Source organism: Citricoccus sp. CH26A (assembly GCF_000224415.1).
Lineage (GTDB): Bacteria > Actinomycetota > Actinomycetes > Actinomycetales > Micrococcaceae > Citricoccus.
On record NZ_AFXQ01000030.1, the window covers coordinates 1 to 11,628 of the forward strand.

Annotated in this window: 7 protein-coding genes; 4 read left to right on the forward strand and 3 right to left on the reverse strand. The window is 72.2% G+C overall.

The genetic code is table 11. The features are described 5' to 3' along the window. Positions 1-207 (forward strand): hypothetical protein (locus CITRI_RS19730; protein ID WP_010145486.1); only part of this gene is annotated, 207 nt, incomplete at its 5' end. 128 nt (positions 208-335) lie between these two features. Here the strand turns inward: CITRI_RS19730 and CITRI_RS0113795 are convergent. Further along, positions 336-1,460: an ADP-ribosylglycohydrolase family protein gene (locus CITRI_RS0113795; RefSeq protein WP_010145487.1), complete on the reverse strand. Its 1,125-nt coding sequence runs from the start codon at positions 1,458-1,460 to the stop codon at positions 336-338. Positions 1,461-1,532: 72 nt separating this feature from the next. Here CITRI_RS0113795 and CITRI_RS0113800 point away from each other — a divergent pair, with 72 nt between their 5' ends. From CITRI_RS0113800 to CITRI_RS0113810, 3 genes are read left to right on the forward strand one after another with little or no spacing between them, the layout of a single operon-like run. Next, complete coding sequence (locus tag CITRI_RS0113800; RefSeq protein ID WP_010145488.1) at positions 1,533-2,786, forward strand: exonuclease SbcCD subunit D; 1,254 nt, start codon at positions 1,533-1,535, stop codon at positions 2,784-2,786. Further along, positions 2,783-5,926, forward strand: a complete 3,144-nt coding sequence (locus CITRI_RS17885) for an AAA family ATPase (RefSeq protein WP_010145489.1) — start codon at positions 2,783-2,785, stop codon at positions 5,924-5,926. The genes CITRI_RS0113800 and CITRI_RS17885 overlap by 4 nt, the downstream gene beginning before the upstream one ends. Positions 5,927-5,946: 20 nt before the next feature. Beyond that, positions 5,947-6,816 (forward strand): transglutaminase family protein, encoded by an 870-nt coding sequence (locus CITRI_RS0113810; protein WP_010145490.1) that lies wholly within the window; start codon positions 5,947-5,949, stop codon positions 6,814-6,816. 51 nt (positions 6,817-6,867) lie between these two features. Here the strand turns inward: CITRI_RS0113810 and CITRI_RS17890 are convergent, their stop codons facing one another. After that, positions 6,868-10,089 carry an efflux RND transporter permease subunit gene (locus CITRI_RS17890; RefSeq protein ID WP_010145491.1) on the reverse strand — a complete coding sequence of 1,074 codons (3,222 nt, stop codon included), beginning with the start codon at positions 10,087-10,089 and terminating at the stop codon, positions 6,868-6,870. Between the two features lie 27 nt (positions 10,090-10,116). After that, positions 10,117-11,601 (reverse strand): malate:quinone oxidoreductase, encoded by a 1,485-nt coding sequence (locus tag CITRI_RS0113820; protein WP_010145494.1) that lies wholly within the window; start codon positions 11,599-11,601, stop codon positions 10,117-10,119. Between the last annotated feature and the right edge of the window lie 27 nt (positions 11,602-11,628).

Below are 11,628 nucleotides of genomic sequence, written 5' to 3' on the forward strand. Positions count from 1 at the left end.
AACGCGGTGACCCCGACCAAGCCGTCGTTCAGCGCCGGGGCCAACACGGTGAGGATCCCGTCGAAGGCGGGCGTCGTCTACTACGTCAACGGGGTGAAGAAGGCGGCCGGGACCTATAAGTACTCCGGGACCGTGACCGTGACCACGAAGGCGTCCTCCACCGGTTACAGGCTGGCGGGAACGCAGAAGTGGAGCGCCCGACTCTGAGGGCCGTCCGCTAGGTCCACCAGGGAGCGTCAACTCCATCAGGTCCATCAGAAAGGTAGGGGCAGCCAACTCCCGTTGGCTGCCCCTTCCCCGTGCGTCCGCCCCGGGATTCTTGCGACGCGGCCGGCTCAGCTCGTGGCGGCGATCCAGCGCTCGGCGGCCTCGATGACGAGGTCGCGTTCACCGATCCACTGCGGGACTTCGGCACCGGGGAAGACGGCCGTACCGTAGCGGGCCCCGAGCAACTGGCCGGCCAACGAGGCCGTGGAGTCCGAGTCGCCGTCGTGATTGATCGCCAGGTGCAGCGCAGAGCGGAAGTGGGTGGACGGCTCCGTCCCGGCTCCGGGTCCGGCGGACGTCACCAGGACGGCGTAGACGGCCAGCGCCAGTGCCTCCTCGGCCACCCAGCCCTCGCCCAGTTCGGCGGGCAGGACCGTGGGCAGCGCGGCGGCACCCTGCACGTCCTGCGCCATCGCCACCGCCGTGCCGAGTGCGTCCGCGGCACTGCCGTCGTCGGGAACGGTCTGGAGCCAGTCCAGGGCATCGGCGGCCGCGGCACCGAACCCGTGGCCCGCCATCAGCCGCGAGACCATCAACCCGACGGCGGCGGCCGATGTCCAGGCGGCCGGATGGCCGTGCGTGAGGACAGCGCCCTGGCGCGCGAGGGACACCACCAACTCGTCCTCGAGCCCGGGCACCATGCCGTAAGGCGCGGAGCGCATGACCGTGCCGCAGCCCTTCGAGCCGGGGTTGTGGGGCTTCTGGGGCAGGCCCATGTCCGGCTGGGACAGACCGGACAGACAGGCGTTGCCGGGGGCCCGCCGCACGCGCAGTTCCGCGTGCCCGTCAAGCCACCGCGCCGGCGGCTCCGGCACTCCCACCGGCAGCGTTCCGTCCTGGGTCCGGAGCCAGCGCAGGCAGGACAGCCAGACACAGGCCGCCGGATCGGCCATCGATCCCTCGTTGGCCCACTCGATCCATTCCAGCAGCCCGTCCAGCACGAACAGCGTCATCTGGGTGTCGTCACTGACCGGCAGGGTGCCGCCGTCACGCACCTCGGGGACCTGCAGCCGGTGTGCCAGCCCGGCGTCCCCGAACCGCGCACGGATCTCGTCCAGGGACGAGAACTCGACCGTGTACCCCAGGGCGTCGCCGGCAGCCCCGCCGGCGAGCACGCCCAGGACGCGGGAGGCATAGGACGGGGCAGGCTGAGGCTCACCGGGCGCACCGGCCGGTGACGGAGTCGGGGTCATGGGAACCATCGTAGGGATGCCGGCCGTGGAGATCGGCCAATGTCGTCCGCCACGCCCGATAGCGTTGGTCACATGCTGATCCTGCACACCTCCGACTGGCACCTGGGCCGGTCCTTCCACGGCACCGGCATGCTCGAGTCCCAGCGAGAGGTGCTCGCACACCTCGTGGCCACCGTCGCCGACCGCGGTGTGGACCTGGTCCTGGTGGCCGGGGACGTCTACGACCGCGCCCTGCCCGCGGCGGACGCCGTGGAGCTGCTCGACCACACCCTGGCGGAGCTGAGCCGGACCGGGGCCCGGGTCATCCTCACGAGTGGCAACCACGACTCCGCGATCCGCCTGGGCTTCGGCGGTCACCTGCTGGACGCCGCGGGCGTGCACCTGCGCACCCGCACGGACCGGATCACCGACCCCGTGGTGCTGGAGGATCCCGAGGGCGGCCGGGTCGCCGTCTACGGGATCCCCTACCTCGAACCCCGGCAGGCCGGGCAGGACTGGGGCGTGGCCGCCGACCACGCAGCCGTGACGGCCGAGGCCGTCCGCCGGGTGCGTGAGGACGCCGCCGAGCGCTTCAGCACCGCCGGCCGGGGCGGTCACGACGCCGGGACGGCCGTGATTGTCATGGCCCACCTCTTCGCCGCCGGTGGCGCCGGATCGGACAGCGAACGGGACATCGGCGCCTCGGCCCCGGGCCCGGGGTCCGCGACGACCGACGGCGAGGGGGCCGGGGACACCCAGGATCCCACGGCGATGGTCGGCACCCTCGGCCAGGTGCCCGTCACGGTGTTCGACGGCATCGACTACGTCGCGCTGGGACACCTGCACGGGCGCCAGGCCATGGCTCCGACCGTGCGCTATTCCGGTTCGCCCCTGCCCTATTCCTTCTCGGAGGCGAACCACACCAAGGGCGGTCTGCTCGTGACGACCGCCGGCGGTGAGGTCACCGGCGTGGAGACCGTGGACTGGTCCGCCGGCCGGAAGCTGGCCGTGCTGCGCGGGAGGATCGAGGACCTGCTGGAGAACCCGGCGCACGCCTGGGCGGAGGACCGCTGGTGCCAGGTCACGGTGACGGACCCGGTCCGCCCGCCGCAGGCCTACCAGCGTCTCAGGGAACGCTTCGACGGACTGCTGAACTTCATCCTCGAGCCGGAGGGATCCGCGGACCGGCAACCCTCCACCTACGCCGCCCGGCTGGCCGCGGCGAGGACCGACCTGGACGTCTGCACGGGATTCGTCGAGCACGTGCGTCAACGGCCGGCCAGCGAGGAGGAGTCCGGCCTGTTGCGACTGGCCCTCGAGGAGACCAGGACCGGAGCCACCGCATGAGGATCCACTGCCTGCAACTGCAGGCGTTCGGTCCCTTCGCCGAACGCGAGGAGGTGGACTTCTCCATACTCAACGACGCCGGACTGTTCCTGCTGGACGGTCCCACCGGTGCCGGCAAGTCCACGGTGCTGGCCGGCATCTGCTTCGCGCTGTACGGCTCCGTCCCGGGGGACCGCACCCCCGAGTCCCTGGCCAGCACCCAGGCCCCGATCGGGACCCGGCCGGAGGTGCTGCTCGACTTCACCGTGGGCGGTCGGCGCTTCGAGGTCCAGCGCTGGCCGAGATACCGCCGGCCGGCGCGACGGAAGCTGAAGGACGGCACCGGGCTGACGGAGGAGAAGGCCGGTGCCGTCCTGCGCGAGCACCGCGAGGGCCAGTGGCGGGAGGTGTCCGTGCGCGCCGACGAGATCGGACAGCTGCTGGGCCAGGTGCTCCACCTCGATGCCGACCAGTTCATGCGGGTGGTGCTGCTGCCCCAGGGCGAGTTCGCCACCTTCCTGCGGGCGAGGTCAGCGGACAAGGAGACCCTCCTGCGCAAGCTCTTCGGCACCGGGAGGTTCGACGGCGTCGAGGACTTCCTGGCGCGCCGGTACCGGCACCTCGAATCCGCGGTCAGCCGGGACCGGGATCAGGTGGCCACCGCCCGGGCGGACCTCATCTCCTGCCTCACGGAGGGGCTCGGCGATGACTGGTGGGCACGCGGTGACGACGGCCCTGGGCGTGATGACGAGGCTGTTCGCGAGGACGGGGAGGGAGCCGGGCTGACGGTGCCGGTGACCGGTCCGGACTCCGGCGGGGCCTGCCGGCCACAGGACTGGACGGACGAGGACCTGGGCACTCGCGGTGCCGCGGCCATCGACGCCGCCGTGGCCGGGTCCCGCGCGGCGCGCCAGCAGGCGGCCGCGGCCCTGACGGCGGCCCAGGAGCACCTCGAGGCCCTGACCCGCCGCCGCCAGGATCTGCGTCAGGCCCTGGCCTGGCAGGGACGGTCCGTCCGGCACGCGGAGCGTGCCGGACAGGTCTCCGAGGACCGCGCCGCCCTGGAACGCCACGGGGTCGCCGTGACCGTGGACCGGAGGGCGCGGGAGGCCGAGGCCGCCGAGGAGGCCCACCGTTCTGCGGTGCTCACCCTCGAGGGCGCCCGGGCCACCGCCCTGGAGGACACCCACTGCCGCGCCTGGGCGGCCGAGGCGGCGGATGGCGCCGAGGAGGACCGGTTCGAGGTCCTGCGCCAGCGGGCCGACCGTGAACTGGACCGACTGTCCGCCCGGGAACGGGACGCCGAGAGCCTGCGTGACCTCGACGCGGAGGTCGAGCGCCTGCAGTCCTCCATCAGCGCCCTGACCGAGCGCGCGGAGACCGCCGACGCCGAACGGCGTGCGCTGGCAGAGGCCCGGGAAGCCCTGCAACAGCGGGTCGAGGACCTCGGTGCGCCCGCTGCCGGACTGGAATCGGCCCGCGCCGTGATGGACGAGGCCACCGCCCGGCGGGAGGCTTCCCTGGCCCACCAGGAACACCGTGCCGCACTCCAGGCCGCCCAGGACGCCGTACGGGACGCCACGGACCGCGCCCAGGAGGCGGTGGATGCCTGGCACCGGGTGGTGGAACGCCGGCTGGCCGGTGCGGCATCCCTGCTCGCCGAGGAACTCCGTGCGGGCGAACCCTGTCAGGTCTGCGGATCGGTGGAGCACCCCGCCCCGGCGGCCACCGGGGGGATCGAGATCTCCACCGAGGCCCAGGACCGGGCCCGCCGTGCTATGGACGAGGAGACCGCCAGTCGCCGGGCGGCCGAGGACGCCGTCGAACGGGCCCGCGAGTCGGCCGAGCTCAGTCGGCTGGCGGCCGGGGGGCTGGACCCGGAGGAGGCCACGGTCGCCGTCGCCCGGGCCGGTTCGGCCCTGGACGCGGCGGAACGGGCCGCCGATGACCTCGCCGCGGCGCGTGCCGCCCTGGAGGACAACGACCGGGAACACCAGTCCCGGCAGGCCATCGTCGGCGCCGCCCGGCAGGAGGCCGCAGTGGCTCGCTCCCGGTGCGAGGCGGCCTCCCAGGAGGCCGGACGCCTGCGGTCCGAACTGGCCGGTCTGCTCGAGGACCGGCAGAGCCTGGCCGAGCTGCGGCAGGAACTGACCCGGTCGCGCGGACTGGTGGACGCGGTCACCGAGGCCGCACGGCGGGCCGCCACCACCCGCTCCCTCCTCGACCAGGCCGCGACCGGCCTGCGCGAGGAGCTCACGGCCAGTGGCTTCGACTCGGTCGAGCAGGTGCGGGCGGCCCTGCTGGGCGAGGAGGACGAGCAGTCCAGGTCCATCCGCGTCCGGGACTGGGACCGCGAGGCGGCCGCCCTGGCGGAGCTGGAGGCCAGCGCGACCGTCGTCCGCGGCCGGGAGCTGCTCGCCGCCGGGACCGAGACGCCCGCCGACGAGGAGGTGGAAGAACAGGCCGGACGAGTCGCGGAGGCCGAGAGGGCACGGGAGGACGCGGCCGAACGTGCCGGGGGACTGGAATCGGTGCAGCGTCAGGTCCGGCGTCAGGTGGGTGCCCTGGACGAGGTCGCCGCCCGATCGGCCGGCCAGTTGGCGGCCCTGGAGGACGCCGAGGGACTGCTCAGGCTGGTCCGGGGCCAGGGTGAGAACACGCTGAGGATGACGCTGGGCAGCTACGTCCTGGCCGGACGCCTCGAGGAGGTCGTGGCCTCGGCCACCGAACGGCTCCTGGGCATGACGCAGGGACGTTACGAGCTGCGGCACGACGACGCCGCCCGGGGGCGGGGCGTCCGGGGCCTGGACATCACCGTCTTCGACCGGTACACGGAGGACGAACGGGCTGCCGGGACCCTGTCCGGCGGCGAGACGTTCATGGCGTCCCTGGCCCTGGCGCTCGGCCTGGCGGACACCGTTCAGGCGGAGGCCGGCGGTGTGGAGATGGACACCCTGTTCGTGGACGAGGGCTTCGGCTCGCTGGACACCGCCTCCCTGGAGGACGTCATGCGGGTCCTGGACGGGCTGCAGGCCGGTGGCCGGGCCATCGGGGTGGTCAGCCACGTGGAGCGGATGAAGCAGGACATCGGCTACCGCCTCGAGGTCCTCAAGACCCGCCGGGGCTCGCACCTGCGGGTGGTCGTGCCGGAGCAGTCCTGACCGGACGGTACCGTGGAACCATGCGCCGCCACGTCCGATCCACCCTGACCGTCCGGCCCTCCGAGGGTACCCGCATGGTCCTGGCGGTGGCCGCCGCCGATGCCGAGGGCATGGAGCGGGTGTCCGAGCGACTGGACGTCCGCACCCCCGCCGGGCGGCTTCCCGTCCGCGAGGTCCGGGACCACCACGGGGGGCGCCTGCACGTGGTGGACGTCCCGGTCAGCTTCGCCGAGTCCAGCGGGGCCGTCGGCTGGGAGGACGACGACGAGTCGCCCACGGTCGCCGAGGCGGGCTTCTCCTCGGAGCCGCCTGAACCGGGGACCGTCCGGGTCGACTACGCCTGCATCGTGGCCGGGCGGGAGGCCGAGCCCGTCGGTGACGAAGCCGACCTGATCCGGTACGTGCGCCCCTCCCGGTATGCCGAGTCGGACAAGCTCTACCCGCTGGCCGCGAGCCTGTTCCGCGACGTCGGGGGAATGGAGCTGCTGCACGCCGTGGAGCAGTGGGTCAACGCCAACCTCCGCTACGTGCCCGGGTTCTCCCGCGGTACCGACGGCGCCGTGGACGCCTTCCTCTCGCGCCAGGGCGTGTGCCGGGACTTCGCGCACCTCGTGGTGGCCCTGCTGCGCGCTCGGAACGTGCCGGCCCGCGTGGTGGCCGGCTACGCCCCGGGACTGCGGCCCATGGACTTCCATGCCGTGGCCGAGGCCTGGATGGACGGTCAGTGGCACCTGCTGGACGCCACCCGGCTCTCGGACACCGACGCCCTGGTGCGGGTGTCCACCGGGGCGGACTCCTCGGACACGGCCTTCCTGTCCACCGTGCGCGGCGGACTGTTCCTGGACCGGATCAGCGTGGACGCGATGCTCGCCGACAGCCAGCCGGTCTAACCCCGTGGCCGGGCCGCGCCGGTCCGGGCCCGAGCGGCCAGGCCCCTGCGGTCAGGCCTCAGCGGCCTCCGTCCGGGCCCGCCGCCGTTCCACGGCGCCCTCCACGAGCCGGTAGAGCACCGGGACCAGCAGCAGGGTGAGCAGGGTGGAGGACACCAGTCCGCCGATGACGACCACCGCCAGCGGTTGGGAGATGAACCCGCCGTGACCGGTGATGCCCAAGGCCATCGGCACCAGGGCCAGGATCGTGGCCAGGGCCGTCATCACGATCGGACGCAACCGGTTGAGCGCTCCCTGCTGCAGGGCCGAGTCCAGCGTGTGACCGGGGCGGCGCCGGTACTGGTTGATCAGGTCGATGAGCACGATCGCGTTGGTCACCACGATTCCGACGAGCATGAGCATGCCGATCAGGGCGGGCAGGCCCAGGGAGGTGCCGGTGACCAGCAGCAGGGCGATAGCCCCGGTGGCCGCGAACGGGATGGAGACCAGCAGGATCAGCGGCTGGATGAGCGACTTGAACGTCGCGACCATGATCACGTAGACGATGGCGACGGCGGCCAACAGGGCCAGGTACAGGTCCCGGAACGTCTCCGCCTGCTGGGTGGCCGCGCCGCCCAGCTCGGCGGACGCCCCCTCGGGCAGGGACAGGTCCTCCAGGGCGGTCCCCACCGCGGTGGAAACCGCACCCAGGTCGTCCCCGTCCGGAGTGACGGAGACGATCACCACCCGGTCGCCGTTGGAGGAGGACACCGAGGAAAGCACCTCCTGCCGGGAGACCTCGGCCAGTCCGGACAGGGCGAGCGGTCCGGTCGCCGTCTGGACCTCGACGTCCCGCAGCTGCTGCAGTGTCGTGATCTCCTCCGGCTTGCCGATGCGCACGGGATAGTCGGTGTACTCCAGCCGGACCGTACCGGAGGGGACCGGGTTCAGGGCCGCCGCGGCCTGCGCGGCGACCGCCTCCTCGGTCAGCCCGGCTTCCGCCGCGGCCAGCCGGTCCACGTCGACCTGGAAGGTCGGGCGGGCCGCCGCGAGGTTCGAGGACACCTCCCGGGCCCCCTCGACGCCGGCCATGGCCTCCATCACCCGGTCGTTGGCCTGAGCCAGCAGGTCCGGCGTCGGTGCCGAGACGGTGATCTCCACGTCCGAGGACGTGCCGAACCCGCCGGAGGTGGACACGGTGACGGAGCCGGCCCCCTCGAGACGGTCCAGCCGGGAGCGGGCATCGTCGTGGATGCGTTCCTGGTCGGCGTCCGTGTCGGTGAGCACCGTGAACCGGGCCTCGTCCGCGCTGCCGCGCAGTCCCGGCACGAACCCGGCCGATCCGGCCGTCCACTGCACGTCCAGGACCCCGTCCACGTCCACCAGGACCTCCTCCACCCGGCCCGCGGCCGCCGTCGTGGTCTCCAGCGAGGTGCCCGGCTCCTGGGCGGCCGTGACGGTGAAGGTGTTCTGCCCCGTGTTGCCCAGCAGGTTCGTCGGCACGAGGGGGACCATGGCGACCGTGGCCCCCAGCAGGAGCACCGCCGCGACCAGGGTGATGACGGGATGCCGCTGGGTGCCCCGCAGCGCGGGCAGGTAGAGCCGCTGGAGCGGCCCGCGGGCCGCGACCGCCGGGGCGGCGGGCGCGGTGTCTGAGGAGTGCCGTGCCGCGGGACTGCCCGGTCGCCTGCCGCCCGGGGTGCGGCCCAGGAACCACCAGGACAGCACGGGGACGATCGTCAGGGCCACCAGCAGCGAGGCCAGCAGCGCGATGGCCATGGTGATCGCGAAGGGACGGAACAGCTCACCGGCGACCCCGCCCACCAGGGCGATCGGCGCGAACACCGCCACGGTCGTGAGCGTGGAGGCCGTGATGGCGGTCGCGACCTCCCCGGTACCGGACAGGATCGCGGTGCGCTTGTCCTCGCCGTTGCCCAGGTGCCGCTTGATGTTCTCCACCACCACGATGGAGTCGTCCACCACCCGGCCGATCGAGATGGTCAGCGCCCCGAGGGTGAGCATGTTGAGCGAGTAGTCCGAGACGCGCATCCCGATGAACGTCACCAACAGGGACAGCGGGATGGAGATGGCCGTGACCAGGGTGGAGCGTATCGAGCCCAGGAACACCAGGATCACCAGCACGGCGAACACCAGTCCGAGCAGGCCCTCGACCAGCAGGGTGTCGATCGACTGCTCGATGAACGGGGCCTGGTCGAAGACCACCGTGATGGTGGCCCCGTCGCCGAGCAGTGACTCCAGCTCCGGGATCAGCTCGCCGATCGCGTGGGACAGGGCGACGGTGTCCGCGTCCGGGGTCTTCGTCACGGACAGTCCCAGCGTGTCCACGCCGTTCGTGCGGGTCACCGAGGTCGCGTCGTCGTCGCGGATCCCGACCTCGGCCACCTCGCCCAGGCGCACCGGTCCCGCCGAGGCCGGGGGCTCGGCCGGGATCGCGGGAGCGGCCCCCGGCCCGGTCCCGTCGGCCCGCTGGCCGGGCTGCTGCGGAGCGGGTCCGGCAGTGGCCGGTGGGGTGGAACCGTCCTCGGCGGACACCAGGACGACGTCGCGGACGTCGTCGAGGGACTCGACCGGCGCGCCGGCCTGGACCGGCAGGGTCAGCGTCCCCTCGGTGACCTGGCCGATGGGGAACAACCCCACGTTCTCCTCCAGGGCGGTGACGATGTCCCCGGTCGACAGTCCGGCCGCGGCCAGCTGCTCCTGGTCCGGGACGACGGCGATGTGCTGGTCCGTGCCACCGGTCACCGCGGCGCTGCGGACACCGTCGACCTTCTGCAACCGGGGGGTGACGAGGCGCTCGACCTCCGAGCGCAGCTCGTTGAGCCCGGTGGCCCCGTCCGTGGAGCCCACCGCCATGAAGACCACCGGGAAGTCCGAGACCGATCCCGCGAACGAGCTCGTCTCGGTGCCGTCCGGCAGTCGTTCGGAGACGTTCGCCACCGCGCGGTCGACCTGGGCCCGTGCGCGGTTCAGGTCCGTGCCGTACTCGAACCGCAGGGCGATCGTGTTCAGCCCCGTGGTCGAGGTCGAGGTGGAGGACTCCAGGTCCTCCACCGCCTGCAGGGCCGTCTCCAGCGGCTCACCGACCTGCTGGTCGACGACCTCCGGGCTCGCGCCCTGCATGACGGTGCTCACCGAGACCACGGGCAGCTCGAGGGAGGGGATGAGCTCCTGCTTGAGCTGACCCGCCATGAGCACGCCGAAGACGCCGGTGAGGACCGTGACGAGGGCGACGAGGGCGCGGTTGGACAGGGAGAAGCGTGCCAGGGCACCCATCGGTCGTCAGGCGCAGATGCCGGCCGCTCAGGCCAGCTTGAGTGCGGCGCTGGTCGCCTGCTCGACCTCGTTCATCAGCACCCGGTCCTCGTTGAGCTTGCGGCCCAGCGAGGGGATCATCTCCCGGAGCTTCGGGGTCCAGGCGTCCATCCGGGCCGGGAAGCAGGTCTCCAGGAGCTTGAGCATGATCGGGGCCGCGGTGGAGGCGCCCGGGGAGGCACCCAGCAGGCCGCCGATCGTCCCGTCGGCAGAGGTGACGACCTCGGTGCCGAACTGCAGCACGCCGCCCTTCTTCGGATCCTTCTTCATGACCTGTACGCGCTGGCCCGCGGTGATCATCTCCCAGTCGCCCGCCTCGGCCTCGGGGTAGAAGTCCTGCAGGGTCTCGACCTTCTTCGTCTGGCTCTTGGTGACCTCGGTGATGAGGTACTTGACCAGGCCCAGGTTGTCCTTGGCCACGTTCAGCATGGGCAGCAGGTTGTGCGTACGCACGGACAACGGCAAGTCCAGGTAGGAACTGGACTTGAGGAAGTTGGAGGAGAATCCGCCGTAGGGCCCGAAGAGCAGCGAGCGCCGGCCGTCCACGAAGCGGGTGTCCAGGTGCGGCACGGACATGGGCGGGGCGCCCACGGAGGCCTGGCCGTAGACCTTGGCCATGTGCTGGTTCACGATGGTCTCGTCGGTGCACTTGAGGAACTTGCCGGAGACCGGGAAACCGCCGAAGCCCTTGGCCTCGGGGATGCCGGAGGACTGCAGCAGGTGCAGCGCCCCGCCGCCGGCGCCGAGGAACACGAAGCGTGCGCGGGCGGTGAGGGTCTCGCCGGCGGCCTTGTTCTTGACCTTGAGCTCCCAGCGGCCGTCGGAACCGCGGTCCACCGAGGTCACCTTGTGGCCGAAGCGCACGTCCACGCCCGAGTTGGACAGGTTGGTGGTGAGCTGGCGGGTCAGCGAGCCGAAGTCCACGTCCGTGCCGTTCGCCTGGCGGGAGGCCGCAAGGCGCTGGCCGTCCGTGCGGCCCTCGATCAGCAGCGGGGCCCAGTCGTGGATGACGGACGGGTCCTCCGTGTACTCCATGGTCTCGAACAGCGGCTGCGCGCTGAGGGAGGCGTGCCGGGTCTTCAGGTAGTCCGCGTGGTCGTCACCCCACACGAAGCTCATGTGCGGCAGCGGGTTGATGAAGGTCTTGGGGTCGCCGAGCCGGCCCTCGTTGACCAGGTGGGACCAGAACTGGCGGGAGACCTGGAACTGCTCGTTGATGCCGATGGCCTTGGTGGGGTCCACGGTGCCGTCGGGTCCGAGCGGCGAGTAATTCAGCTCGCACAGGGCCGCGTGACCGGTGCCGGCGTTGTTCCACGGGTCCGAGGCCTCGAGGCCGGCCTGGTTCAGGTTCTCGTACAGGGCGATGGACCAGTCGGGCTGGAGCTGCTGGAGGAACGTACCCAGAGTGGCGCTCATGATGCCACCTCCCACCAGGACGACGTCGTAGGTGGTGGGGGCAGTCTGCTGGCTCACGTTTCTCTCCCGGTTTTCGAACAGTGG